Here is a 26,511-nt window from a genome sequence, read left to right as displayed (position 1 = left end):
TACACACGATGAAGATGACATGGACTGCCCTGGCCATCGCCGGGGTTTTTGTTCTCGCAGCGCCTGTTCAGGCGCAGGATTTCCCCAACCAGCCGATCAATCTTGTCGTGCCCTTTGCGGCCGGTGGCTCCACCGATCTCGTCGGACGCGTCGTTGCCGAGGCCATGAGCCAGCAACTGGGCCAGCAGGTTCTCGTGGTCAACCAGGCCGGCGCCGGCGGCGTGCTCGGCGCCACGGCTGTCGCCGATGCCCCGCCCGATGGCTACACCATTCTCATGGGCACCATCGCCACCCACGCCCTCAGTGCCTCGCTCTATGCGACCCCACCCTTCGATCCCTCGGCCGATTTCGAGCCCATCTCGCTGCTCGTCACCGTGCCCAATGTCCTGCTGGTCAATCCAGACTTCCCCGCCAGCAATGTCGAGGAACTGATCGCCAAGCTCAAGGCCGAGCCGGAAACCCACGCCTATGCCTCCTCGGGCAATGGCACGCCGCTGCATCTCTCGGGCGAATTGTTCAAGTCCATGACCGGGACCGACATGGTTCACGTGCCCTATCAGGGCTCGGGCCCGGCCCTTGTCGATGCCCTCTCGGGCGCTGTGCCGATCATCTTCGACAATCTGCCCTCGGCCACCGAACACATGAAGGCGGGCACCCTGCGGCCGCTCGCTGTAACCACGCTCGAACGCGCGGCCAGCTTCCCCGATGTGCCGACAATGGATGAAGCTGGCGTCCCCGGCTACGAAACCAACACCTGGAACGCGCTCTTCGCCCCAGCCGGCACGCCACCCGAAGTGGTCGCCAAGCTCAACCAGGCCGCCGTCGCCGCCGTCAGCGACCCGGCCGTGGCGGCGCGCCTCGCCGAAGTGGGCGCGGTGGTCGTTGCGTCGTCCTCCGAGGAGCTCGCCACCCACGTTGCCGAAGAAGTCGCCCGCTGGGCGCCGGTGATCGCCGAAGCGGGCGTGACGGTACAATAGCTGGAGCGTTCTCAGTAAAAGTGGCTACCGGTTTTACGCTTCGAGAACGCGACTACTAGTCTAACCGATATCCGGCAGGCGCGCGGCCATTAGGTCGCGCGTCAGCTTCTGCTGCGGCGCCGCAAAGATCTGCTCCGGCCGGCCTTCCTCGATGATCTTCCCGGCCTCCATCACCAGCACCCGGTCGGCCATCGCCGCCACCATGTCGAGGTCATGGCTGATGATGAGATAGGTCAGCGAAAACTCCACCTGCAGCCGCGACAGCAGCGCCAGCACTTCCCCGCGCACCGACACATCCAGCGCCGATACCGGCTCGTCCAGCACCAATAGTTTCGGCCGCGTCACCAGCGCCCGCGCAATGGCGAGGCGTTGCCGCTGCCCGCCGGAAAATTCATGCGGATAGCGCTCCAGCATGCCCGCATCGAGACCCACGGCCTCGACCGCCTCGACCAGCCGCGCCTTGACGGCCGCGCTATCGAGTCCAGCTTCCAACCGCAACGGCTCCGCCAGCGAGGCGCCAATGCTGAGGCGCGGGTTGAAGCTGCCGAACGGATCCTGGAAGACCAGCGACAGATCCCGGCGCAACCCCTTGGGCAAATCTGAGCCATGATAGCGCACGCCGTCGAGCTGCATCTGGCCTGCCGTGGCCCGATCCAACCCGACCACGATCCGCGCCAACGTGCTCTTGCCGCAGCCCGACGGTCCGACCAGCGCCAGGCATTCGCCCCGCGCGATTTCGAACCCGACGTCATCGACCGCCCGCAACGGCTTTTCTGCCCACAGCAGCATGCCACCCTGCTTGTAGTCGCGGCTGATACCCTCCACCGACAACAGCGTTTCGCCCAGGCGCCGTCCCTTTGCCGGCCGCAGGTCAAAGCGCGATGCCGCAACCAGCTTTTGCGTATAAGCCTGCTTGGGCGAAGCGAAAACCTCCGCCGCTGGCCCCGTCTCCACCAGCTTGCCGCGATGCATCACTGCCACCCGCGTGCACAGCCGCGCCACCGCCTTGAGGTCATGGCTGATGAACAGCAGCGCCATCTGCCTCCGGCTGCAGATTTCGGCAATCAGGTCGAGCACCTTGCGCTGGGTGATGAGATCGAGCGCCGAGGTCGGCTCGTCGGCAATCAGCAGGTCCGGCTGGCTCGCCAGCGCCATGGCGATCATCACGCGCTGGCGCTGTCCACCCGACAATTGATGCGGAAAGCGATGACCATGCCGCGGCTCGAGGCCGACCTCGGCAAGAAGGTTTGGCACCACGCTCCGCGCCGGCCCACTTAGATTGAGGTCAATCGCCTCGGCAATCTGCTCACTGACCCGCATCAACGGGTTGAGCGCTGTCATCGGCTCCTGGAACACCATGCCGATGCGTTTGCCGCGCAGCCGCGCCATTGCCTTTTCCGAGGCGGGCAGGGGCGTCTCGTCCAGCATGATCGAACCGCTGACCTTTGCGCCCTCCGGCAGGAGGCCGGCAATGGCCAGCGACGTCAGGGTCTTGCCCGAGCCACTCTCGCCGATGATGCCGAAGCGCTCGCTGCGCTCTATGGCAAAGCTCAGGCCGGAAACGACCGCATTGCTGCCAAAGGCAATGCTGAGCCCCGATACATCAAGCAAGGCCATTGGAACTTCCCTGCTTCAGTCTGGGGTCGATCGCATCACGCAACCCGTCGCCAGCAATGTTGAGCGCGATGACGATCAGCACGATGGCGAGGCCCGGCACCACCGACAGCCACGGATGGATCAGGAACAGCCCCTGCGCATCGCGCAGCATCAAGCCGAGGCTTGTCGCCGGTGGTTGCGTGCCCAACCCGATATAGGAGAGGCCCGCTTCGGCCAGGATCCCCAGCGACATCTGGATCGTGCCCTGAACGATGAGAAGGCTCACGATATTGGGAAGCAGGTGCCGCCAGGCGATCATGGCATTGTTGAGCCCGGCCAAGCGCCCGGCCGCCACGAAATCCAGCGTGGCAATGCTGAGCGCTCCGCCCCGCGCCACGCGGGCAAACACCGGAATGTTGAAAATGCCGATGGCGATGATGGCATTGGTCGCGCCCGGTCCGATCAGCGTGGTGATCAGGATGGCCACGATCACCGCCGGGAAGGCGAAGATGAAATCCGACAGGCGCAGCACCAGCCATTCCACCGGTCCGCCCCATGCGGCAGCCGCAAGACCCAGTGGCACGCCGATACCGACGCCGATCACCACTGCAATCGCGGCGACCAGGAAACTGGTCCAGGTGCCGGCCATGATCAGCGAGGCCATGTCGCGCCCCAGATTATCCGTGCCCAGCCAATGCTCTGTTCCAGGCGCCAGGAAACGCCGCGCCACATCGATCTGCGCGATGGGGAAGGGCGTCCAGACCAGCGACAGCACGCCCAGCGCCACGAAGATCACGGTGGCAATCAGCCCGATGGCAAGGCTTGGATGGGCAAACAGTCGTCTCATGATCCGCTCCGCTCCCGCAGGCGCGGATCGACCAGCGCATAGGCAATGTCGGTCACCAGCATGGTTGCCGTGACAACCAAGATCAGGATGACCGTGGCGCCGCGCACCAGCACCAGGTCCCGCTCGGAAATGGCGGTGAAGATCAGCCGGCCGATACCCGGCAGGTAGAACACATTTTCGACCACGATCGTGCCGGCCACCAGATAGGCAAATTGCAGCCCCAGGATTGTCAGCACCGGCAGCAGCGCATTGCGCACGCCATGCCGCCACACCGCCTCGCCCGTGGTCAGCCCCTTGGCACGCGCGGTGCGGATATAGTCCTGCCCGGTCACATCGACCAGCGCCGTCCGCATCACGCGGGCGAGGATCGACGCCTGCGGCAAGGCCAGGGCAAGGCTGGGCAGCACCAGTCCGCGCAGCGCCAGCCCAAGGTTTTCGCTCCATGGCGTAAAGCCGCCGGGCGGCAACCAGCGCAGGCTGACGGCAAAGACCAGGGTCAGCAGCATGCCGAACCAGAAATTGGGAATGGCGATGCCGGTCTGCGCCAGCACCATTACACCCGTATCCAGCGCCTTGCCGCGCTTGCGCGCCGCGAGGATGCCGAGCGGCAGCCCGATAACCACTGAGATCACCATCGCAAACACCGCCAGCGGCAGCGTCACGCCCAGCCGGCCCCAGATCAGCTCGGCCACCGGTGCCCGCTGGGTATAGCTCATGCCGAAGTCGCCCTGCAGCATGCCCCAGATCCAGCCGAGGAACCGCTCATAGCCCGGCGCATCAAGGCCCATCTGCAACCGCAGCCGCGCCACCGAGTCCGGTGTCGCATTGACCCCGAGAATGAATTGTGCCGGATCGCCCGGCAGCAGGTCGAGCAGCCAGAAAATGACGAAGGCTGCAGCCAGCAGCGTCACGGCAAAGCCGGCAAAGCGTCGGAGGGCAAAAAGGATCATGGGCTCGGCAAATATAAAAGACCCGCGCCTTCACTCCGTCCCGCACGGGGGGAAGGGAGGAAAGCGCGGGGCCTTATACACGCGATGGGATGGCGATCACTCGGTCCAGCGGATATCGCGCAGCACCACGCCCTCGATCGGAGCATCCTTCCAGAAGCCCTCGAGCTTGGCGTTCCAGACGCCGATCTGCGGCAGCTCGAACAGGTAGCCATTGACGGCATCCTTGGCGAGGATGGTCTGGGCCTCGATGGCCAGTTCCTTGCGCTTGGCGTCGTCGGTCGTGGCATTGAGGGTCTCGATCAGCGCCGTGAACGTGGGATTGTCGTAGCCGAAGTAGTAGTCGGGATTGGCATAGCTGCCAATGTCGAATGGCTCGACATGGCTGACCAGCGACAGGTCATAGTCCTTGTTGGTGAAAACGTCCTGCAGCCATTGTGCCCATTCCACATTGATCAGCTCGACCTTGATGCCGACTTCGGCTAGCTGGCTGGCAATGATCTGGCCCGAGATCCGGGCATAGGGCGGCGGCGGCAGCTTCAGCGTGGTGCTGAAGCCATCCGGAAAGCCGGCCTCGGCCAGCAGCGCCTTGGCCGCTGCCACGTCATGCGGATAGGTATTGGTCAGGTCGACATAATAGGGATTGTGCGGCGCGAAATGGCTGCCGATCGGCACGCCATAGCCATCCGTCGCCCCATCGATGATGGCCTGGCGGTCGATCGCATGGGCAATTGCCTGGCGCACCTTGAGATTGTCGAAGGGCGGCTTCTTGTTATTGGTCGAGAGCACGGTCTCGCCCTCGGTCGAGCCGACCACCACCTGGTACTGCGGGTTGCCCTCAAAAATCGGGATCGTGTCCGCTGCCACATTGTTCGCCCCGTCGATATCGCCTGCCAGCAGCGCGCTGGTCTTGGTGGCGGAATCGGCAATGAACACATAGCTCGCACGGGTCAGGTGCACCGGCTCGCCCCAATAGGGGCCATAGGCTTCCAGCACGACGCGGCTGCCCTTATCCCACTGCAAAAAGGCAAAGGGTCCGGTACCGATCGGCGAGGTGGCATTGTTCTCGGCGCTCTCGGGCGCCACGATCACCGCATCGCCGCGACCGATGTTGAACAGGAACAGGCCATCGGGCCCGCTGAGCTTGATCTCGACGGTCAGCGGATCGACCACGGTCACCGCTTCAATGCCGGCATAAAGCGCCTTCTGCGCATTGGCGCTGTCTTCGGCCTGGATCCGGTCGAAGCTGAACTTGACGTCTTCGGCATCAAAGGCCGAACCATCATGGAAGGTCACGCCCTCATGCAGCTTGAACACATAGGTCAGGCCATCCTCGGAAATCGTCCAGCTCTCGGCCAGCCCCGGCTGCACCGTGCCGGTCTGGTCGATCCGGGTCAGACCCTCGAAAATATTCTGGTAGACCACTTCATCGATGGCGGCGGCTGCGCCGGCGGTCGGGTCGAGCGCCGGTGGTTCCAGCGTCACGCCGATGCGGATTTCGGTCGGCTGTGCCCAGGCCGAACCGGCCAGCGCCGTCGTCAGGGCAAGTGCCAGCCCGATTGCCTTGTATTTGCTCATTCCATTCCCCACTCAACGCGCCCCGGGCGCCCCGTCGCATACTATAATCGCTGCGACTAACATGGCACCGGTTTCGCCTGTTAAACTTTCCTACGATCACCGAGCCGCGTAGCAAGAATGACCGGGATCAGCCCGGCCAGCACAATCACCAGCGCCGGCAGCGCTGCCTGTGCAAAAAGTCCTACATTGGCGCGGCTATAGACCAGCGTTGCCAGCGTATCCACACCCAGCGGCCGCAGCAGCAACGTCGCTGGCAACTCCTTGACGATCTCCACGAAAACCAACGTCGCCGCACTGAGAATGGCAGGCATCAGCGTCGGCAGATCGACCTTCAACAGCAGACCCACTCCGCTTTCCCCCAGCACCCGTCCGGCATCCAGCATGGAATCGCCCCGCTTTTTCATCGCCGCATCTAGCGTCGAATGGCTGACCGCCAAGAACCGGATCGCATAGACATAGAGCAGCGCCGCCATCGACCCCGAAAGGATCAGCCCCGGCCGCCAGTCCATCAGCGCCATGGTCATGCGGTTGAACCAGAGGTCCGCCTGTCCCAGCGGCTGCAACAGGCCCAGCGCCAGCACCGTCCCCGGAATGGCATAGCCCAGCGTCGCCAGCCGAATGGCGCTCCCGCTCACACGACCCCGCCGCGCCAGCTTGGCTGCCACCAGCCCGATCGCCACGGTAATCACCGCCCCCAGGCTCGCCAGCGTCACCGTGGGAATCAGCGCCGCAATCGTCATGCTGATCGTCTCCGGCAGCACCAGCCGGAACGCCGAATAGCTCAATTGCCCCACCGGAATGCCAAACCCGAATGCCAGCAGCACGAGGCAAAAGCCGAACGCCGCCCAGCGCCGGCCGCCCGTCAGGTTCTCCCGCGCCGGCGGCACGCGATTGTCCCGGCTCGCCAGATACACCCGATCCCGCCGCGCCCGCTGTTCGGCCATGATCAGTAGTCCGATCACCAGCACCACCGTCACCGCCAGCTGCGCCGCGCCGCCAAAATCCGAGCGGTTGATCCATGTCGAATAGATGATCGCGGTGATGGCATTGATGCCGAAATACTGCACCGCCCCCAGGTCATTGACCACTTCCATCATCGCCAGCGTCACACCCACCACCAGTGCCGGTCGCGACAGCGGCAGCGTGACGGTGAAGAACGTCCGCATCCCGCCCGCGCCCAGCGTCCGCGCCGCAATATTGAGGCTTGCCGACTGCATCAGAAAAAACCCGCGGCACGCGACATAGACATAGGGATAGAGCACGCTGGAGAGCACCAGCACCGCCCCCCAGGGACTGCGAATATCGGGAAACCAATAGTCCCGCAGCGACGTCGCGCCATTGATCGCGCGTAGTCCGGTCTGCAGCGGTCCGGTAAACCCCAGAAACTCCACATAAGCATAGGCCGCCAGATATGTCGGCACCGCCAGCGGCACCACCAGCGCCCAGTCGAACACCCGCCGCAGCGGAAATTCGTAATGCGTCACCAGCCACGCCGCCACCAGCCCGACCGTGCCGGTCAACAGCCCCACCGACACCATCAGCGTGCCCGTCTCGCGCAGCGCCGTCGGCAGCATGGTCGCCGCCAGCCCATTGCTGCCACCACTCAGCGACGCGAGCGCCGACCATCCGAGCCACAGGATCGGCAATCCCGCCAGCCCGACCAGCAGCAGCGGCAACAGGGGCAGGCGCGTTCCACGACCCACAATCAGTTCTGCGGACCTTCGTCGAACCGGACCTCGTCGACCAGCGCCGCCGCTTCCTTGCGATGGCTGGCAATCTCGACCATCGGCGTCTGGTCAGCCTTCAGCGCACCCCAGCCCGCCACCAGCTCGGACGCCTCGACGCCCGCTACCACCGGAAACTCGTAATTGCCGCTGGCATAGAGATGCTGCGCTTCGTCCGACAGCAGGAATTCCACCAATGCGTCGGCATTGTCCTTGTTGGGCGCATATTTGGCCACGACTGCACCGGAGAGGTTGACCTGCGTCCCCTCGCCATCAGCATCGGGATAAATGATCCGCGCCGAGGCGGCCCAATCCTTCTGCTCGGGCTCGGCGTCATTGGTCAGCATCAGGCCCATGTAATAGGTATTGCCGATGGCCAGGTCACAGGTGCCGTCAAAGATCTGCTTGACCTGATCGCGATCAGCCCCGGTCGGCGCATGGTTGAGATTGTCGCGCACATGGCTCAGCCATTCCCGCGTCTCGTCCACGCCCCAATGGGCAATGCGCGTCGCGATCAGCCCGATATTATAGGCATGCAGCCCCGAGCGCGTGCACAGCCGTCCCTGCCATTGCGGTCCGGCAATATCTTCATAGGTCAGAGCCGTCTCGCTGACCCGGTCGACCGACGCGTAAAACACCCGCGCGCGCAGCGACAGCGCGACCCATTGCCCATCCGGATCATGATACTGGTCCGGCACCCGCGCCAGGGCCTCGGCCGAAATGTTCTGGCTGATCCCCAATTCCTTGGCATTGGCCAGGTTGCCGATATCCACGGTGATGATGACGTCGGCCGGCGACAGTTCGCCTTCGGCCGCCACGCGCTCGATCAGCCCGTCGGCCGCAAACAGCACATTGGTCTTGATGCCGGTTTCCTCGGTGAAGCGATCGAGCAGCGGCTGGATCAGCCCGGGCTCGCGATAGGTGTAGACATTGACGACGCCGTCCTGCGCCAGGGCAGGTCCACCAAGACCCACCAATACCGCAACAACGCCAACACCACGCCAGACTGCCATGGAAGTTCTCCGCCTCGTGCTGCCTTGTCGGACTGGCCGGTCAGACTGTCAAGCTGACTTCGTGCCTCAGCTTTGACGCAGATAGAAAAAGGCCGGCGGATCGCTCCGCCGGCCCGGCAGGACGGCGATACGGACTTAGATCTGCGGGCCTTCGTTGAACTTGAGTTCGTCAACCAGCGCGGCGGCGGCAGCGCGGTTGGCCGCAACTTCGGTCAGCGATACTTCCGAAGCCTTGAGCGCCCCCCAGCTGGCGACCAGCTCGTTGATCGGTGCGCTGGCAACCACCGGGAATTCATAATTGGTGTCGGCATAGATGGCCTGGGCCTCGTCCGACAGCAGGAATTCGATCAGCGCATTGGCATTGTCGGCATTGGGCGCATGCTTGGCGATGAAACCGCCGGCAACATTGACTTGGGTGCCTTCGGCCTCTGCATTGGGATAGACGATGCGCGCCGAAGCGGCCCAGTCTTTCTGCTCCGGCTCGGCCTCGTTGTTGAGCATCGCACCCATGTAATAGGTGTTGACGATCGCCAGGTCACAGGTGCCGTCGAGGATGTTCTTGACCTGGCCACGGTCATTGCCATTGGGGGCGTAGGCCAGGTTGTCGCGCACCTTGGTCAGCCATTCGCGGGCGGCATCTTCGCCATTGTCCGCGATATAGTGTGCAATGAGGCCGATATTATAGGCATGGTCGCCCGGGCGGGTGCAGATGCGGCCGGCCCATTCTCCCGAGGCCAGGTCGTCATAGGTCAGTGCCGTCGCGTCGACGCGATCCTTGGACACGTAGAACACGCGGCTGCGCAGCGATAGCGCGGTCCAGTTGCCGTCTTCATCGCGGAAAGCTTCCGGCACGCGCTCGGCCAGCGCCGCGGTGGTGATCGGCTGGGTCAGGCCCTGTTCTTCGGCGCCCACCAGATTGCCGATATCGACCGTCAGCACGACGTCGACCGGCGACAGCTCGCCTTCGGCCGCAACGCGTTCCAGCAGGCCGTCACCGGCATAGAGGACATTCGCCTTGATGCCTGTTTCCTCGGCGAAGGCATCGATCAGCGGCTGTAGCAGTGCCTGTTCGCGATAGCTGTAGATATTGACTTCGCCACTCTGGGCAAAGGCTGGCATGGCTAGGCCGCTCAGGGCCACCGAACCGAGAAGGGTCAGGGCGAGTCGTGTGGTCATAGTCATGAAAAGTCTCCCGTTGCGACGGGTTCAAATTCCCGTCATGGAAGCTTTTTCGATGGCATGATCACCTGCGTCAATAATGTTGATTGAATTCAAGGACTTGTAGTCTGGAATGGTTCAAATCTTTCGTCACGAAGGTGAACGAAATCAGATGTCTAGCTGAGTTGAAAACTCAGGAATAAAGCCTGCGGCAAATAGAAGCGCAGAAATCAGGGATTATTCTCGCGCCTGCGGTGTTGCAGTGTCTTCCACCAGTTCCGCTGGAATGATCATTGTAAAGAGCATGCCCTGTTCGCCAGCCGGATCGACTGACAGCGAGAAGGCATTGACTGCCAGCAGCGAGCGCGTGAGGGCCAGCCCGATGCTGGAGCGCACTGGCACCATCATCTGACCGTCACGGCTGAGGCCATCGCGGAACACCACGAAGCGCTCGGCCATGTCGACGGCATTGTTGGAGCTGTCGCGCACATGCACGGCAATGCTGCCATCGTCTTCGCGCTGCGCCGAAATCACCACTCCGCCGCCGGTCGGCGTCTGGTCGATGGCGCTGGCCAGCAGGTTCAAGACTGCCTGGGCCAGTGAAGCGCGGTCGGCGGTCACACGTGGCAGCGTCTCTGAAATGGCGTTGCGAACGATGACGCGGGCATTGCTCGCCTGCGGGCGGATACGCAGCACGCAGCTTTCGAGCAGGCTCGTCAGCTCGATACTGGCGCGCTGCGGCAGGTAGCGCCCGTCACGCAAGCGTGCATAGTCATCCAGCTCATCGACCAGCGAGGCAATTTCCTGTCCGGCCGTGCCAATGTCTTGTGCATAGCCCTGCAGGCGCTCGTTGCCCTGTGCTTCGCCACGCAGCAGGTCGGCAAAGCCGATGATCGAATTGAGCGGCCGCCGCACGCCGCGGCTGATCCGCGACAGCAGTGCCGGGTCGGCGTCACTCGGGCCACTGACCCGTGCCGGCACGATATCGCGACCTCTCACCAGACCGAAATAGCCGGTAACGACGCCGGCCTGGCCCTGCGCGAACAGCATGATCTCTGCTGCGCCCGTCGCCGGCCGCAGCGTCAGTGCCGGGCGTGCCGTCTCGGCAAACCGCGCCGGTCGTTCGAGGAAGTCCCGGAGCTCCGCCAGGTCAGACGCTGCCAGCAGGGCCGAAAGCGGCTTGCCCTCAAGCGCAGCCTCGGCCTTGAGCAGGCTCTTCGCCCTGGGCGAGATCAGGCTGATCGTGCCAGCCCGATTGGTCTCGAAATAACCGTCCTGGCGCTGCTCCGCAAAGGCGCGCGCAAAGGCCGCGACCGCTGCCTCGTGCCCCGTCCGCACCTCGGTCGTGCTGGCCGACAGCATCAGCGCCGGCTTGCCCTGCCAAGAGATCGATTGCAGCCGCGCGGTCACCGGCACCAGGGTGCCGTCGCGCTGCACCAGATGATTCACCGGCCCGGCGCTGCCTTCGCCCTCTGGGCCGGCTGCCGGGAAAACCGCGCCCAGCCCGGCAGCGCGCAGGCTTTCGACCGATTCATAGCCGACCATTTCGGTAATGGCGCGGTTGGCAAACAGCACCTGCTGGTCGCGGAACACCAGGATGCCCAGCGGCAGCCGGTTGAGCACCAGCGTTTCGCCACCCAGGTTGATCAGCGACCCGCTGCGCGCCGGCGCCGCAATCACATTGGCCGCCGCGGGTGTCGCAGCCGGTTCGCCCACGCGATCGGTCAGGATGCGTGCCAGCTCGTCGAAATTGTAGCGCGATGCGCGTTCCACCTGCTCGGGATCCGCAATCGGCCCGGGCTGCTCCTCGGCAACCGTCTCGGCAGCGGGCGGCGGGTCAGGCGTTTCGTCCTCGACAGCCACGGGCACATCGACCGCGGTCTCATCTTCAACCGCGACGTCGACCCCAGCCTCAGGCTCCGTTTCCGCCTCGTCCAGGACGTCGTCAGCGCCATCCAGCGCCGCAAGGTCGGCCAGATCCTCGTCGCTCTCGTCCGCCACTTCATCGATCGGCATCTCTGTCGTGGCATCGTCGGCGACAAAGCCACGGCCCGTCACCTTGAACAGGGCAGGGGAGGCGGCATCGCTCTCGGGCTCGATCGATTCTGTGGTCACCGGCGGCGTATCATCGGCGGCTGTCAGCGGCGTAAACAGACCTTCGTCAGCCGCCAGCCGGTCGACCAGCAGGCTCAGCCTGCTCGGCTTGGGCGCTTCCTCGGAAGCCTCAGCCTGTTCAACATCCTCGTCCTGCGCTTCGTCTGGCACAGCAGCCTCCGGAACCACCTCCAGCTCCGCGGTCCCATCCGGGCCGGCGGCGCGCCAGTTCTCCAGCTCCTGCGCATAGGCGGTCTCGTCCGATGCGACCTCAGTCGAAGTGACTTCAGCCTCCGGCTCGACATGCTCCGGCTCGTCCAGCGCTTCCTGAGCAGCGGCGACGTCGTCCTCAACCGTGTACGGCAATTCTGCTGGCTCGACGGCCGTCTCTTCAGACCCTACCGGCAGATCGTCTGCCTCAACCGCGCTCGCGGTCGCGCCCGGCGCGTCACCTTCTTGCGCCGCCGCAGCCAAAATCTCTGCATCGATCGGATCGACGCCGACGATCAGCAGCACCATCTGCCCGTCCTGCCACTGCAGCGGTGTCGTTGCGCAGGTGCTCGAGGCCGGCTTTTCGCCCGCAAGGAACTGGATGCGTGCGAGACTCGTCCGGCCCGGCGATCCCAGGCGGATATTGCGGGCAATCTGTCCCTTGATCGGCAGGGCCGGCTGCGCCAGCTTCAGTCCCGACTTCTTCAGCTTGGCGAGAAACAGCTCTGCGGCATCATTTTGCCACAGCAAAACCTGCCCATCCTGCGACCACAGCCACGCCGGTCGCGAATCCCCGGCGTGCTGCAGCACGCGACGGGCGCTTGGCGATGTGATCCAGTCGGCATCCATATACGCTAATACTCTCCAGGCCGGATGCAGGCATTACGCGTGCCATATTGGCACAATTTCTGCGGCAATCTTAAGGTTTGATCAATAGAGGCTGCATCCGGATGGGTCCAGCACAACCCCGACCCTAGCCGCGACCTTCCTGCCGGATGGTTAAATCGAGCCGCCGGCGCACGTCGCTGTCCACAGGCCAAAATCACGGCTTGTCATCGCGAAATTCTCGACCTATGTTCCGCCCGCTTTCGGGACGCGGCGTTCGCCCTCCCTCAAAAAGCTTTTGCCGCCTTAGCTCAGTTGGTTAGAGCGCTAGATTGTGGATCTAGAGGTCCTCGGTTCGATCCCGAGAGGTGGTACCATTTCCCCTTTGACTACCGGGACAGGCGCAGCGCCGTCAGTTCATTGGCGATCTGCTGGAACACATCCTTGAGTTCGCTCGGCTCCTGCGGGAAATGGGCCTTGTCCGGTGTGCTGGCACATTGCGTGAGCATGTCTTCCACAACCGCCTGCGTGCTCTGGCTGGCTTCGGATGTTGCCAGGCCGATCGTATAGACCGTGATGCCGGCAGCCTTGGCATTGGCACAGGTCTGGACGGTACGATTGTTCAGCTCGGTCACCAGGCTCGCATTGTTGGCACCGAACCTGCCCAAACGCTCGATATTGCCGCCACTGGACGACGCAGTGTCCGTGTTGAACGAATTATACGGATAGCCATAGGCGGAGTTGTAGCAATTGCTGTTGAGCGTGCGCATGCCCTGGCTGCAGTAATTCGACAGATTATAGGTCGTGTTCTCGCCGTCGGTCATCAGGATCATCACCTTGGACGTCGCCTGGTCGTAGGGGCCGCCTTCAGTGAAGGGTGCACCCGGCGACAGTGCCCGGAAGCCCCATGCCGCGCCCTCGTGGATATTCGTGCCGCCCAGGGCCACCATGTTGCTGATCGCGGTGGTCACCGTCGATGGCGTGGCCGTCAGCGGCGTGATCGACGCAGCACCGCAGTCGGCATTGGGACCGCGCGTATCGCTGACGGTCGTGACCGTGCCGTAATATTTGCAGATGCGTTCCTGCAATTGCCGGTTGGTCAGGCCACCGGGCGTATAGCCACCACCATTGCAGGAGCGGAAGCGCGTGAAGGTGCGATTGTTGCCGCTGCCACCGGTCTGGGTCCAGTCGGAATAGCTCGTCCATGCGCTGCACGAACAGCTCGACGCATGCGCGCCGTAATAGCCATTGGGATATTTGGTCGAGCTGGTGAAGTTGGCGCCGTTGGTCGCCAGCACATCCACCACGCCGCTCGCATTGGTGCCACCAGTGACCGGATCAGCCGTATTGCTCGACGAGCAGCTGCCATTTGACGAATTGCAGCCAAAGCGCGACTGCACCTGAATGCACTGGGCAGGAGCAGGGCGGTCACATATGGCCGGCGTGTCGTCCATATAGTCATTGCCCTGCAACCCATCGAGCACATCGGGCGAAAACATCGGTACGAACAGCGTATTGCCCGCCAGAGGCACGGTGTCGTCGGTGTCGAGATATTCCTCGGCCCGCGTCCCGGTCTTGATATGCGGGCGCGCCTCTACACAGCCTTTCCAGCTCTGCTTGGTCGCGGTGAACAGGGTGGTGCGATTGATATTGCCTGGTGGGGTGCGGCCATCGTCGAAATTGTCATTGGCGGTGACCGACGTGCCCTTGTCGATCCAGGTCGCGTTCAGATTGCTGGCGCCGACATTGACGAACATCGTGAACGGCACGACGCCGATCTTGACGTTGTCCAGCTTGACCGCACCGGTTGCCGGCACGCAGGTGTCAGGAAACAGCAGCGGCGTGGTCGTGTCCTTGTAGAACAGGATATTGGTCGCGCAGGTGGCGGCGTCCTTGAGGAACTGCATGCGCTGTTTCAGCCCGAGAGTGCCGGTGCCCGTGTAGGCCATCGACCCCGAATTATCGAGCACGAAGGCGATTTCCAGCGACAGCTTCTTGCGCGTCGCTTCCGACTGGATGAAGGCCGACATTTCCTTGACCCCGACCAGTGCCACGAAAATCGTCGGCGTCTTCATGGTCGCGGTGAAATAGAGCGAGCCGTCGGTCGTGTTGATCGTCGTGCTGTTGATCGTCACCACGCCGCCGCCGCCGATGCGGTCATCCACCAGTGCCTGCGCCTTTGCCTGGATGGCGGTCTTGTTCGCGCCCGTCAGCTGGCTCTCCGGCTGCAACGCCAGCGCCGCCGCGTCGAGGGCGATCTGGGATCGGCTGCGCGCCTGGTCCAGCGCCACATAGTCCACGGTTGCCCCGCCCAGCGCGATCAGCACGATCGCCATCAGGCCGAACACCACGGCAAAGACACCGCTTTCGTCGCGGCCAAAGCGACGGACCAGGGAGAGCAAGCGAAGGTTCAACGAGGCACCCATAGATTCTGCGCCCCGCTGTCAGAGGCAGCGCCACTGTGCTGGAAAATCCTTAGGAAATGACAACCACCTTGCTGTGAAGTTTTACGCGTCCATAGAGGTCTACGACATCGGCATTGGTCATGCGGATACAGCCCGACGACACATTCTGCCCGATGCTCCACGGCTCGTTGGTGCCATGGATGCGATAGAGCGTTGACCCCAGATACAGCGCCCGCGCACCCAGAGGATTGTTTGGCCCGCCCTCCATGAAGCGCGGCAGCTCTGGCCGGCGCTGCAACATCTCCGCCGGCGGTGTCCAGCTCGGCCATTCCGCCTTGCGCGACACCTGGTGGGTACCCTTCCACTCGAAGCCCGACTTGGCGACGCCGATGCCATAGCGCAGCGCCCGCCCGTCCCCGAGCACGAAGTACAAAAAATGCGCCCGCGTATCGACCACGATCGTCCCGCTGCGCTCGCTGGTCGGGTAAGCCACCACCTGCCGCAGATAGGCCGGATCGACATAAGGATTGCCCTGCAATTGCAGCGCATTGTCCGGCCGGCTGTCGACGATCGTCACCCCCGGCGGCGGTGCAAACCGCCAGCCCGGCTGCAGCCCCTGCGCCATGGTTGGCAAGGCGCCGCACAGCGCCACCACAACCGTCATCCCGGCCAGCTTAATCACGCTCATGTCCACCCAGCTCCACGTCACCGGCCCCGCTCGGCCCGTGCGAACTCTGCCAGAGATCGGCCAACGCCCTGTGAATTGGCATGGTTAAGCCATTGATGCCGCTGAGGGTTACCGCTGTCTAAATCGGGTCACCGCCGGCACGCGCCAATGCTAGTCTCCTCCCATGTCCACTGAGTCGCTCCCCGAAAACCCCGCCGATGGTCTGCCGCGCTGCCCTTGGGCGGGCGACGATGCGCTCTATCGCCACTACCACGACCGCGAATGGGGCCGTCCGGTCACCTCCGACACGCGCCTTTTCGAAAAGATCTGCCTCGAGGGCTTCCAGTCGGGCCTGTCCTGGATCACCATCCTGCGCAAGCGCGAGCGCTTCCGCCAGGTTTTCCATGGCTTCGATATTCCCAGGGTCGCCGCCATGACCGAGGCCGATGTCGAAACCCTGTTGCAGGACGCCGGCATCATCCGCCATCGCGGCAAGATCAACGCCACCATCAACAATGCGAAGCGCGCCCTCGAACTGCAAAAGGAATTCGGCTCGCTCGCCGCCTATTTCTGGCGCTTCGAAACCCGCCCCGAGCATCGTCCCTCCGACCTCAGCTGGGACAGTCTGCGCCAGCTTGCCCAGACCGAGGCGTCGGTTCGATTGAGCAAGGACCTGCGCAAGCGTGGCTTCAACTTCGTCGGCCCCACCACCTGCTATGCCTTCATGCAGGCCATGGGCCTGGTCAACGATCACATGCTCGGCTGCTTCTGCCGCGACGAGGTCGAGGCCGAACGCAACGCCCTGGTGCGCCCCAAATAAACTCCGGTCAGGCGACTTGAGCCGAATCTCCCCGTTCGACTAGACTGTTGCTTTTGCGCCACAATTCGCCCCGCCCGCGACAGGACGTCACATCTCCTGTTGCCGATCACGGAATCGCGAGCTACTGCTAGCTCGTCCACAAACGCCAACCCGAGGGAGGCACTACATGAAAATCATGCGCGTAACCTTCCAGGTTGAAGCCAACCGACATCTCCGCCAGGCCTGAGCCTCGCCGTCATGTCACCCGGCACTCCCCGTGCCATTCGGACAACCTTAGCATCCAAACCACGATGATCTGACACGGGCCGGTTTGCGTCCCGTTTCCGCTCATCTTCCGTTCCAACTCAACAGAGGCCGGTTCGCGTTTTCGCGCGCCCGGAAACCGTCATGTCTTACAATTCCCTGAGTGAGGGCAGCATTGTTCTGCGCCTCGAATTCTCCATCGCCGATGCCGTGCATCAGCGTGGGCTCATGCCCGTCATCGGCTCCGCCATCAGCGCATGGTGGAATCGGCCGCGACTGCCCGCCGAACTGCCCGCACGCCTGCGAGCCGATCTCGGCCTGTCCCCGGTTGCCGAAGCAGCGCACTGGCTCGATATCCCGAGCCATTCGGGCATTCCAGATCCCCTGCGGAGACCCGGCATGTAATCCCCGGGGAAGGGCGGTTCACGTCGCTCTTCCCCTGCCGGCTCCGCATTTTTGAAGTTCATTGAACCAGAAGGCCGGTGCGCGAGCAGCCACCGGATCATCCAATGTCCATCGATGCATTTACCGATAGCGGCGCCATTTCGCGCCACGACACCCATGTCACCAAGGCTGTCCATCACCGCGGTTTCCTCCCGGTCCTCCGCGTGGCGATTGCGGCCTGGTGGACCCGTCCGCGCATTCCCGCCGGTCTCTCTGCCCGCCAGCGTGCGGACATGGGCCTGCCGCCAGCGCCCAGGTCTGTCTTCTGGCCGGATCAGGACGGGCACTCGCCCATGCCGCCGCTTCTGTGGCGGTTGGGCCCGTGAGGCTTGTTGATAGCGAGACGACCCTGAAGGCGTGAAGCCGCAACGCCCTCAGGGCCAACCTTCTCCCCTCGTGGGGGAAGGTTGGCATCGAGTTTGTTTCCGTCACCCTCAGTCACTTACGATCAAGATCACAATGAGTTATCCCCGCCCCCACTTCCGCGCTCATACTCTTTTCAGCCTCTTCACTTGGGCGGCCTGCAGGCGAACAGTGGTGAAGGGCGCCGGGCACGGCTTTCGCTGGCGCGTGCAGGTCCGAGCATCGGCCGGCTGTGGCAAGGATCACAGTCCGCGATAACCGATGTTGAGCCAAAAACCGGCAACCCGGGACGGCTTCCGTCTCGCTTTTAAATTATCCAGAGGCGAAAGCCGTCTCGGGTTCCGCCCAACCACGCGGGCGAAAAGCATGGTGCCGAAAGCCGCTGACGAAAGTCAGACGGGCGCATCGGCTCGCCTGTTGTCTCATTCCCCCCGATCCGCTAGGAACGGCGCGACTTTCAAGGACGTTTCAATGACCGAAAAGACCAAGCTCATCGCCCCGCGCCTGCCGCGCGGCTTCGAGGACCGCACGCCCGGCGAAATCGCCGCCGTCGGCCAGATGATCGACAGGATCAAGGCGGTCTATCAACGCTATGGCTTCGACCCGGTCGAAACCCCGCTCTTTGAATATACCGAGACCCTGGGCAAGTTCCTGCCCGACACCGATAGGCCCAATGCCGGCGTCTTCTCCCTGCAGGACGATGACGAACAGTGGATGAGCCTGCGCTACGACCTGACGGCGCCGCTCGCCCGCTATTTCGCCGACAATTTCGAGACCCTGCCCAAGCCCTATCGCTCCTATCGCCAGGGCTATGTCTTCCGCAATGAAAAGCCCGGTCCTGGCCGTTTCCGCCAGTTCATGCAGTTCGACGCCGACACTGTCGGCGCCGGCGGCCCCGAGGCCGATGCCGAAATGTGCATGATGATGGCCGACGTCATGGATGCGCTTGGCCTTGAGGGCAAATACGTCGTCCGCGTCAACAACCGCAAGGTGCTCGACGGCGTGCTCGAAGCCGCTGGCGTCACCACAGATGAGCAGAAGCTCACCGTACTCCGCGCCATCGACAAGCTCGACAAGTTCGGTCCCCAAGGCGTCAAACTCCTGCTCGGCGCCGGCCGCAAGGACGACAGCGGCGATTTTACCAAGGGCGCGGGCCTATCCGATGAGCAGAGCGCAGTGGTACTCGACTATGTTGGCGGCAAGCCCGTCGACAATGCCGGCACCGCCGAACTCAACGCCATGCAGGCGCTGTTCACTGCCGCGGGTTATGGCGCCGACCGCATCAAGATCGACCCCTCGGTCGTCCGTGGCCTCGAATATTACACCGGCCCGGTCTTCGAGATCGAACTGACCTTCAAAGTGCAGAACGAGAAGGGTCAGGATGTGGTCTTTGGTTCGGTGGGTGGCGGTGGTCGTTATGACGGCCTCGTCTCGCGCTTCCGTCGCGAGCCTGTGCCAGCCACTGGCTTTTCCATCGGCGTCTCGCGCCTCGCCAATGCGCTCAAGCTTACTGGCAATCTCGGCGCCACCGAGCCAGCCGGTCCGGTCGTCGTCCTCGTCATGGACAAGGAACAGATGGCTGGCTACCAGGCCATGGTGTCCGAGCTGCGCAAGGCCGGGATCCGCGCCGAAATGTTCTTGGGCAATACCAAGAATTTCGGCAAGCAGGTTGCCTATGCCGACAAGCGCAATTCGCCCATCGTCATCATCGAGGGCAGCCAGGAACGCGAGCAGGGCATCCTGCAGATCAAGGATCTGATCGCCGGCAAGCAGGCCGCCGAAGCCATTACCGACAATGCCGAGTGGAAGGCCGCCCGGCCTGGCCAGTTCGAGATCAAGCGTGAAGACCTCGTCGCCGCCGTCGCCAAACTGCTGAGCGAGCAATGACCAACCCCGCCCTTCGCCGTACCCAGCTCGATGCGCTGGTCGAAGCCCAGGGCGCAACCCGCGCCACGCCGCCGCTTCTCCTCTCGGCCGATCCCTATTTCGATCTGGCCGGCGAGGAATTTGGCCGCCGCCTGCTGCTGACCACCGATACCAGGGGCGCAGAATATTGCCTGCGTCCCGATTTCACCCTGCCCATCGTCACCGCCTATATCGCCGATGGCGTCGGCTCTCCGGCCGCCTTTTCCTACATGGGCCCGATCTTTCGCCAGCGCGAAACCGGCCCCGCTGAATTCGACCAGGCCGGCATCGAACTCCTCGCCCAGTTGGATGGCGACGTCGCCCTCGACCAGGTTTTGACCTTCGCCCGTGCCGCCCTCTCCATCTATGGCGTCGCCCCCGATATCCGCCTCGGCGGTGTTGGCCTTTTCGAAGCCCTGCTGGTACAGGCCGACATGCCTGACGCCTGGCGCCCGCGCATCCGCAATCGCTTCGGCCACACCGAAGCGCTCGACCGCCTGCTGACCCGGCTCGAAGCCGCGCCCGACCTGCCGCGCGAAAAGCAGCCGAGCCGCGGCGCACTGGTCGAGACCGTCACCGAGCAGATGGTCGCCTCCGGCCTCAGCCTCTCGGAAGGCCGCACACCCGACGAAATCGCCGACCGCTACCTCGAACAGCAGGCGCTCGACGCCGCCCAGGTACCGGCATCGACGCTGAAGCTCCTGCGCGATTATCTCGCCATTTCGGGACCGGTGCTGCAGGCCCTGTCGCGCGTCGAGGCACTGGCCGCCCAGCACAAACTGATGCTCGGTGCGCCGATCCGCGCCATCCGCCGCCACCTCAATGGCCTGGGCGAGGCTCGCGTCACATTCGACGCCAGCTTCTCGCCGCGCCTCGACTATTACACCGGCATCGTCTTTGAAATGACCGGGCCGCGCGGCGAGATTCTTGCCTCTGGCGGACAATACGATCGCCTTCTCGAACGTCTCGGCGCCAAGGCGCCCATCGCCGCCTCCGGCTGCTCGGTCTGGGTTGACCGTCTCGAGCAGGAGGTTTCCCCATGAGCGGTATCACTTTGGCTGTGCCTTCCAAGGGACGGCTCGAAGAGCTGACGCGCGACTGGTTTGCCGCCAAGGGCATGACGATAACCCGCCCGGGCGGCGCGCGCTCCTATCTCGGCGCCATCGAAGGCATGCCCGAAATCACCGTGCGCTTCTTTCCGGCCTCGGAAATTGCCCGCGAGCTGATCCGCGGCAATATCGACCTTGGCGTCACCGGCCTCGACTTGATTCATGAGACCAGCGAAAGCGGTCCGGCCTCGGTCTCCATCGCCAGCAAGCTCGGCTTCGGCAAGGCGGACTGCGTCGTCGCCGTGCCGGAAGCCTGGATTGACGTCACGCACATGCACGACTTGGCCGACGTCGCCTCAGACTTCCGCAGCCGTCACGGCCGCTGGATGCGCATCGCCACCAAATACATCACCATCACCCGCCAGCATTTCGCCAAAGCCGGCATAGCCGAATACCGCACCGTCGAAAGCCTCGGCGCCACCGAGGCTGCTCCAGCCTCCGGCGTGGCCGATATCGTCGTCGATATCACCACCACCGGCTCGACGCTGGCCGCCAATGGCCTGCGTGTGCTGGAGGATGGCATCATGCTGCAGAGCGAGGCGTGCCTCATCGTCTCGCGCACCGCCAGCTTTTCCAAAAGCCGCAAGGCACAGCTCGATGCGGTCCTGGCACGGTTGGACACGCAGGCGGGCTTCTGACCATGGAGCGGATCGACTTCAACACCATCTCGATCCTGCTTTTCCTGGCCATGATCGCCGGCCTGATGTGGCAGGAACATCGCAAGTCGAGACGCCGCCGCGGCGATGCGGGTGGCGATGGCGGGCCGGCGACCAGCGGAGACGGCGGCAGCCGATCCCGTGACGGCGACGCCGACAGTTCCGACGGCGGCGGCGATGGTGGTGGCGGTGGCGACTGAGAATTGCCAGATGCGACAAATCACGGCACAAGCAGCGCATAGGGCCGGGGGACTGTAAGTGGCCGACGTCGAACTGACCATATTGATGCCCTGCCTCAACGAGGCCGAGACGCTGGCCAGCTGCATCAGCAAGGCGCAGGGCTTCCTCGCGCGCACGGGCATTTCGGGTGAAGTCGTCATCGCCGACAACGGTTCGACTGACGGCTCGCAGGCCATTGCCGAAGGTCTGGGCGCCCGCGTCATCCCCGTGCCGCAGCGTGGCTATGGCGCAGCGCTGGGCGGTGGCATCCAGGCCGCCCGGGGTCGCTACATCATCATGGGCGATGCCGACGACAGCTATGACTTCGCCAATCTCGACGCCTTCATTGAGCAATTGCGCGATGGCGCCGAACTCGTCATGGGCAATCGCTTCAAGGGCGGCATCGCCCCGGGCGCCATGCCCTGGCATCATCGTTATATCGGCAATCCGGTGCTGAGCACCGTCGGTCGGGTGTTCTTCAATACCCCGATCCGCGACTTCCACTGCGGCCTGCGCGGCTTTTCCCGCGAAGCCATCCTCGGGCTCAACCTGCGCACGTCGGGCATGGAATTTGCCTCCGAAATGGTGGTCAAGGCCTCGCTGGCCCAGCTCGACCTGCGCGAAGTGCCAACCAGGCTCGCCAAGGACGGTCGCTCCCGTCCGCCCCATCTGCGCTCGTTCCGCGATGGCTGGCGCCACCTGCGCTTCCTGCTGCTGTTTTCTCCACGCTGGCTCTTCCTTTATCCCGGCATGGCGCTGCTCTGGGTCGGCCTGGTCGTCGGCGCCATCCTGCTGCCGGGTCCGGCGCGCTATGGTGGTGTTGTCTTCGACATTCACACCTTCCTTGTCGCCTCGCTCTGCATCATCGTCGGGCTGCAGTCGATTTCCTTTGCCGTCATCGGTCGCCGCTTCGCTTCGCGTTACGGCTTCATCCCCAAGTCCGGCCACTATGACCGGATTTTGGAAGCGCTGACCCTCGAGCGCATCCTGATCGTCGCCGTCGGCTTAATGCTGATCGGCATGGTGGCCCTGTTCTGGGGCCTCGGCCAATGGGCCGTGCGCGATTTCGGCCCGCTCAATCCCAGCAGCACATTGCGTCCCGTCATCCTCGCCATGACGGCCCTCGTCGGCGGCTTCCAGATGATGATGAGCGGCTTCATGTCCTCCATCATGAACATTCCCATCTACGAGCGCCGCATCGCCGAAACGCCGCCGGGCAAGTAAGACACTCCATGATCTTGGATCCCCTCGTCCTCCTCGCCCTCGCGGCGGTCGGCATGCTCGCCGGTTTTGTTGATGCCATCGCCGGCGGCGGCGGTATGATCAGTATTCCGGCTTTGCTCTTTGCCGGCCTGCCACCGGTTTCGGCGCTGGCCACCAACAAGCTGCAGAGCGTCGTCGGCACAACCATGGCCGCCGTAACCTTCTGGCGCCGCGGCTATGTCTCGGTGCAGCGCCTGATCCCGGCCATCGCGATGACCTTCGCCGGCAGCCTGCTCGGCGCCTCTGTCGTCAGGAGCGTAGATACCAACCTGCTGCAGATGGCGGTCCCCGTCGCCCTCATCGCCATCGCGCTCTATTTCCTCTTCGCGCCGAACCTCTCCGACGACAGCCGCCACGCCCGCCTGCCATTCCGCCTTCTGGTGCCAGCCATCGGCTTCGTGATCGGCTTTTACGACGGCATTTTCGGGCCGGGGACAGGCTCCTTCTTCACCATATGCTTCGTGACGCTGTTCGGTCTGGGGCTCACCCACGCCTCGGGCAATACCAAGGTGCTCAACCTCACCTCGAACCTCGCGGCGCTGGTGATCTTCATTCCCGCCGGCGCCGTCGTCTGGCCGGCCGCCGTGGCCATGGCCATTGGTCAGATCGCCGGCGGCTATATCGGCGCTCGCACCGGCATCCGCTACGGGGCAAAACTCATCCGCCCCGTCGTTGTGGTCGTCTGTATCGTGCTGGCCGTGCGCCTGCTGTTTTTCAGCTAGGCGTTATTCGGCCGTATTGAATGCCGCCTCGACCGCACGCTGCGTCGCCGGGCCGAAACTGCCATCGATGGCGCCGGTGTAATAGCCGCCATCCTTGAGCAATTGCTGCAGCGTCCGGCGGTAGTTGGGAGAGGTATCGGCGCTGCCGATCTCCTGGATTTCCTCAAGCGCGATCTCAAGGCCCTGCGTCAGCGCCTTGTAGGCGAGCTCGGCGGCGAGCTGGCTGTCCTTGTTGGCGCCATCACCATAGAGATAGCGCAGCGACAGCGCCCAATGGCCATTCGCATCGCCGGCATCAGACGCCTTCTTGTACCAGGCGGTCGCTTCTTCGGCATCCTCGGCGACACCATTGCCGGCCAGGAACAGGTCGCCGATGGCGTAATTGGCGTAGGCATAGTCATTGTCCGCTGCGAGCCGGAACCACTTCATGGCCTCGGCATAGTCACGCCCCACGCCATCGCCAGCGCTATACATGCTGCCCACATTGCTCTGTGCCGCCGCCAAGCCTGCTTCGGCCGACTTCAGATACCATTCGAAGGCGATTTCGTAGTCGAGTTCGACGAATTCGCCGCGGTCATACATCAGCGCCACGCGGTTCATCGCATAGGCATCACCGACCTCGGCCGCCAGCATGTACATTTCGAAAGCATATTCGTAGTCGGGCTCGACGCCCTCGGCGGTGAAATAGGCGTCGTCGGCCTCGTCCAGGATTTTTTCGAGATCGTCCGGATCGTTCGGATCCAGCGGGCTGGTCTGTGACTGGGTTGTGGTCGTGTCCTTGGTCTTGGTCTTTTGCGCGAAAGCATCGCCGGTGGCGGAAAGATTGAGCGCCAGAAGGCAGACGAGAGCGAGACCTAAACGCTTGGACATAAACACCTCCAGATAAAACCACCGGAAAATGAAACGCCTTTCCGTCACTGTCAAATGCTTAGCTGTCGATCCCTGCCGCGGCGCGCAGCGCAGCATTGATCCGGTCCTGCCAGCCCGGTCCGTCCTCCTGGAAATGCTCCAGCACGGCACGGTCGAGCCGCAGTGACACCAACTCCTTGCCCTCGGGCGGACTAGCCAACTTCACCGGAGCAGGGGCCGCAGGCTTGCTCGTTGCCGATTTGAAGGCAGCCTCAGCCTGATCATAGGCACTACCGCGTCTGGGTGGTCGCATCATTTCCTCCATTGCCCACTATGCCAGCCTATTCCGGCAGGGGGATAAGAAAAAGGCGCAGCGTTGCCGCTGCGCCTTTCTCGCAAAGTTCGTGACTGGGAAGACGCGAACCTCGAAGCTCTTGGAGAGGCTGGACTAGAAGTCCATGCCGCCCATGCCGCCCATGCCGCCGCCGCCCGGCATTGCCGGTGCTGCGTCCTTGGGAGCCTCGACGATGAGGGCCTCGGTGGTGATCAGGAGCGATGCAACCGAAGCTGCGTCCTGCAGGGCATGACGGACAACCTTGACCGGGTCGATGACGCCCAGGGCAACGAGGTCGCCATATTCGCCGGTGGCGGCGTTGTAGCCGAAGGTCGCCGAGTTGTTCTCGAGGATCTTGCCGACAACGACCGAACCTTCAGCGCCAGCATTATTGGCGATGGTGCGCACGGGCTCCTGGAGAGCGCGCTTGACGATGGCGATACCAGCAGCCTGGTCGGCATTGGCACCGGTCACGGTCAAGGCGTTCGAAGCACGGAGCAGGGCAACACCGCCGCCGGGGACGATGCCTTCTTCAACGGCAGCGCGGGTGGCGTTCAGCGCGTCGTCGACGCGGTCCTTGCGCTCCTTGACTTCGACTTCCGTCGAGCCGCCCACCTTGATCACTGCAACGCCACCGGCGAGCTTGGCCAAGCGTTCCTGCAGCTTTTCCTTATCGTAGTCCGAAGTGGTTTCTTCGATCTGCGCCTTGATCTGGCCAACGCGACCCTGGATGTCTTCGGCCGTGCCGGCGCCATCAACGATCGTGGTGTTTTCCTTGGTGATTTCAACGCGCTTGGCAGTGCCGAGCATGTCGATGGTCACGTTCTCGAGCTTGATGCCGAGTTCTTCGGAAATGACCTGGCCACCGGTCAGGATGGCGATGTCTTCGAGCATGGCCTTGCGGCGATCACCGAAGCCAGGAGCCTTGACGGCAGCGACCTTGAGGCCGGCGCGCAGACGGTTGACGACGAGGGTCGCGAGAGCCTCACCTTCGATGTCTTCGGCAATGATCAGCAGCGGGCGCTGCGACTGAACGACCGATTCCAGCAGCGGCAGGATGGTCTGGAGGTTGCTGAGCTTCTTTTCGTGCAGGAGGATCACGGGATCTTCCAGAACGGCGGTCATCTTCTCGGCATTGGTCACGAAGTAGGGCGACAGGTAGCCGCGGTCGAACTGCATGCCTTCGACGACGTCGAGTTCGGTTTCTGCAGTCTTGGCTTCTTCGACGGTGATGACACCCTCGTTGCCGACCTTCTGCATGGCTTCAGCGATCATCTCGCCGATCGAGGTTTCGCCGTTGGCAGAAATGGTGCCGACCTGCGAGACTTCCGAAGAAGAGGTGATCTTCTTGGCCGAACCCTGCAGCGACTTGACGACTTCCTCGACAGCGAGGTCGATGCCGCGCTTGAGATCCATCGGGTTGAAGCCGGCGGCAACAGCCTTGACGCCTTCGACGACGATCGCCTGGCCGAGCACGGTTGCGGTGGTGGTGCCGTCGCCAGCAACGTCATTGGTCTTGGACGCGACCGAACGCAGCAGCTGTGCGCCGAGGTTTTCGAACTTGTCTTCGAGTTCGATTTCCTTGGCAACCGACACGCCGTCCTTGGTGATGCGCGGAGCACCGAACGACTTTTCGATCACGACGTTGCGGCCCTTGGGGCCCAGGGTCACCTTGACCGCATTGGCCAGGATGTTAACGCCGCGCAGCATCTTGTCGCGTGCGTCGGTGGAGAACTTTACTTCTTTAGCGGCCATGAGGGGC

General features: G+C 63.4%; 23 protein-coding genes and 1 tRNA gene. 11 read left to right on the top strand and 13 right to left on the bottom strand.

The genetic code is table 11. The features are described from left to right. Positions 1 to 14 precede the first annotated feature (14 nt). Positions 15 to 977, top strand: a complete 963-nt coding sequence (locus tag P0Y65_13275) for a tripartite tricarboxylate transporter substrate binding protein (protein WEK06798.1) — start codon at positions 15 to 17, stop codon at positions 975 to 977. Positions 978 to 1,037: 60 nt separating this feature from the next. Here the strand turns inward: P0Y65_13275 and P0Y65_13270 are convergent, their stop codons facing one another. The 8 genes from P0Y65_13270 to P0Y65_13235 form a co-directional block, all read right to left on the bottom strand. Beyond that, positions 1,038 to 2,594 (bottom strand): ABC transporter ATP-binding protein, encoded by a 1,557-nt coding sequence (locus P0Y65_13270; protein WEK03170.1) that lies wholly within the window; start codon positions 2,592 to 2,594, stop codon positions 1,038 to 1,040. Next, entirely contained in the window at positions 2,581 to 3,420 is an 840-nt protein-coding gene (locus P0Y65_13265) for an ABC transporter permease (GenBank protein WEK03169.1), read from the bottom strand. Before P0Y65_13265 ends, P0Y65_13270 begins: the two co-directional genes overlap by 14 nt. Continuing rightward, complete coding sequence (locus P0Y65_13260) at positions 3,417 to 4,370, bottom strand: ABC transporter permease (GenBank protein WEK03168.1); 954 nt, start codon at positions 4,368 to 4,370, stop codon at positions 3,417 to 3,419. The genes P0Y65_13265 and P0Y65_13260 overlap by 4 nt, the downstream gene beginning before the upstream one ends. A gap of 96 nt (positions 4,371 to 4,466) precedes the next feature. Continuing rightward, positions 4,467 to 5,945 carry an ABC transporter substrate-binding protein gene (locus P0Y65_13255; GenBank protein WEK03167.1) on the bottom strand — a complete coding sequence of 493 codons (1,479 nt, stop codon included), beginning with the start codon at positions 5,943 to 5,945 and terminating at the stop codon, positions 4,467 to 4,469. A gap of 80 nt (positions 5,946 to 6,025) precedes the next feature. Then, complete coding sequence (locus P0Y65_13250; GenBank protein WEK03166.1) at positions 6,026 to 7,648, bottom strand: iron ABC transporter permease; 1,623 nt, start codon at positions 7,646 to 7,648, stop codon at positions 6,026 to 6,028. Between the two features lie 2 nt (positions 7,649 to 7,650). Continuing rightward, the gene (locus P0Y65_13245) at positions 7,651 to 8,682 is read right to left on the bottom strand and encodes an extracellular solute-binding protein (protein WEK03165.1); all 1,032 of its coding nucleotides are present in this window, start codon (positions 8,680 to 8,682) and stop codon (positions 7,651 to 7,653) included. 135 nt (positions 8,683 to 8,817) lie between these two features. Beyond that, positions 8,818 to 9,864 carry an extracellular solute-binding protein gene (locus tag P0Y65_13240; protein WEK03164.1) on the bottom strand — a complete coding sequence of 349 codons (1,047 nt, stop codon included), beginning with the start codon at positions 9,862 to 9,864 and terminating at the stop codon, positions 8,818 to 8,820. Positions 9,865 to 10,077: 213 nt separating this feature from the next. Beyond that, a complete protein-coding gene (locus P0Y65_13235; GenBank protein ID WEK03163.1) occupies positions 10,078 to 12,774 on the bottom strand; it encodes a histidine kinase dimerization/phospho-acceptor domain-containing protein in 2,697 nt (898 codons plus the stop codon). Positions 12,775 to 13,050: 276 nt separating this feature from the next. Between P0Y65_13235 and P0Y65_13230 the strand changes: the two genes are divergently transcribed. Then, positions 13,051 to 13,127 (top strand) — tRNA-His (locus P0Y65_13230). A gap of 12 nt (positions 13,128 to 13,139) precedes the next feature. Here the strand turns inward: P0Y65_13230 and P0Y65_13225 are convergent. Continuing rightward, positions 13,140 to 15,164, bottom strand: coding sequence for a pilus assembly protein TadG-related protein (locus tag P0Y65_13225; GenBank protein WEK03162.1), 2,025 nt, complete (start codon positions 15,162 to 15,164; stop codon positions 13,140 to 13,142). A gap of 61 nt (positions 15,165 to 15,225) precedes the next feature. Continuing rightward, complete coding sequence (locus P0Y65_13220) at positions 15,226 to 15,843, bottom strand: L,D-transpeptidase (GenBank protein WEK03161.1); 618 nt, start codon at positions 15,841 to 15,843, stop codon at positions 15,226 to 15,228. Between the two features lie 163 nt (positions 15,844 to 16,006). Here P0Y65_13220 and P0Y65_13215 point away from each other — a divergent pair, with 163 nt between their 5' ends. From P0Y65_13215 to P0Y65_13175, 9 genes are all read left to right on the top strand, one after another. Further along, positions 16,007 to 16,642 (top strand): DNA-3-methyladenine glycosylase I, encoded by a 636-nt coding sequence (locus P0Y65_13215; GenBank protein ID WEK03160.1) that lies wholly within the window; start codon positions 16,007 to 16,009, stop codon positions 16,640 to 16,642. 387 nt (positions 16,643 to 17,029) lie between these two features. Further along, positions 17,030 to 17,290, top strand: coding sequence for a hypothetical protein (locus tag P0Y65_13210; GenBank protein WEK03159.1), 261 nt, complete (start codon positions 17,030 to 17,032; stop codon positions 17,288 to 17,290). Between the two features lie 104 nt (positions 17,291 to 17,394). Next, positions 17,395 to 17,655 carry a hypothetical protein gene (locus P0Y65_13205; GenBank protein ID WEK03158.1) on the top strand — a complete coding sequence of 87 codons (261 nt, stop codon included), beginning with the start codon at positions 17,395 to 17,397 and terminating at the stop codon, positions 17,653 to 17,655. Between the two features lie 508 nt (positions 17,656 to 18,163). Then, complete coding sequence (hisS, locus tag P0Y65_13200) at positions 18,164 to 19,579, top strand: histidine--tRNA ligase (GenBank protein ID WEK03157.1); 1,416 nt, start codon at positions 18,164 to 18,166, stop codon at positions 19,577 to 19,579. Then, positions 19,576 to 20,640 (top strand): ATP phosphoribosyltransferase regulatory subunit, encoded by a 1,065-nt coding sequence (locus P0Y65_13195; GenBank protein ID WEK03156.1) that lies wholly within the window; start codon positions 19,576 to 19,578, stop codon positions 20,638 to 20,640. Before hisS ends, P0Y65_13195 begins: the two co-directional genes overlap by 4 nt. Beyond that, positions 20,637 to 21,344, top strand: a complete 708-nt coding sequence (gene hisG, locus P0Y65_13190; protein ID WEK03155.1) for an ATP phosphoribosyltransferase — start codon at positions 20,637 to 20,639, stop codon at positions 21,342 to 21,344. Before P0Y65_13195 ends, hisG begins: the two co-directional genes overlap by 4 nt. A gap of 2 nt (positions 21,345 to 21,346) precedes the next feature. Then, positions 21,347 to 21,562, top strand: coding sequence for a hypothetical protein (locus P0Y65_13185; protein ID WEK03154.1), 216 nt, complete (start codon positions 21,347 to 21,349; stop codon positions 21,560 to 21,562). A gap of 58 nt (positions 21,563 to 21,620) precedes the next feature. Next, the gene (locus P0Y65_13180; protein ID WEK03153.1) at positions 21,621 to 22,805 is read left to right on the top strand and encodes a glycosyltransferase family 2 protein; all 1,185 of its coding nucleotides are present in this window, start codon (positions 21,621 to 21,623) and stop codon (positions 22,803 to 22,805) included. 8 nt (positions 22,806 to 22,813) lie between these two features. Next, positions 22,814 to 23,566, top strand: coding sequence for a TSUP family transporter (locus tag P0Y65_13175; GenBank protein WEK03152.1), 753 nt, complete (start codon positions 22,814 to 22,816; stop codon positions 23,564 to 23,566). A 3-nt stretch (positions 23,567 to 23,569) separates the two neighbouring features. Here the strand turns inward: P0Y65_13175 and P0Y65_13170 are convergent, their stop codons facing one another. The 3 genes from P0Y65_13170 to groL all read right to left on the bottom strand — a co-directional run bounded on the left by P0Y65_13170 (position 23,570) and on the right by groL (position 26,504). Continuing rightward, the gene (locus P0Y65_13170) at positions 23,570 to 24,436 is read right to left on the bottom strand and encodes an SEL1-like repeat protein (protein WEK03151.1); all 867 of its coding nucleotides are present in this window, start codon (positions 24,434 to 24,436) and stop codon (positions 23,570 to 23,572) included. Between the two features lie 58 nt (positions 24,437 to 24,494). Then, a complete protein-coding gene (locus tag P0Y65_13165; GenBank protein WEK03150.1) occupies positions 24,495 to 24,731 on the bottom strand; it encodes a BrnA antitoxin family protein in 237 nt (78 codons plus the stop codon). A gap of 132 nt (positions 24,732 to 24,863) precedes the next feature. Beyond that, entirely contained in the window at positions 24,864 to 26,504 is a 1,641-nt protein-coding gene (groL, locus tag P0Y65_13160; protein WEK03149.1) for a chaperonin GroEL, read from the bottom strand. Between the last annotated feature and the right edge of the window lie 7 nt (positions 26,505 to 26,511).

Origin of the sequence: Candidatus Devosia phytovorans (assembly GCA_029202405.1) — a bacterium.
GTDB classification, from domain to species: Bacteria; Pseudomonadota; Alphaproteobacteria; order Rhizobiales; family Devosiaceae; genus Devosia; species Devosia phytovorans.
This window is presented reverse-complemented; position numbering and strand designations above follow the sequence as displayed.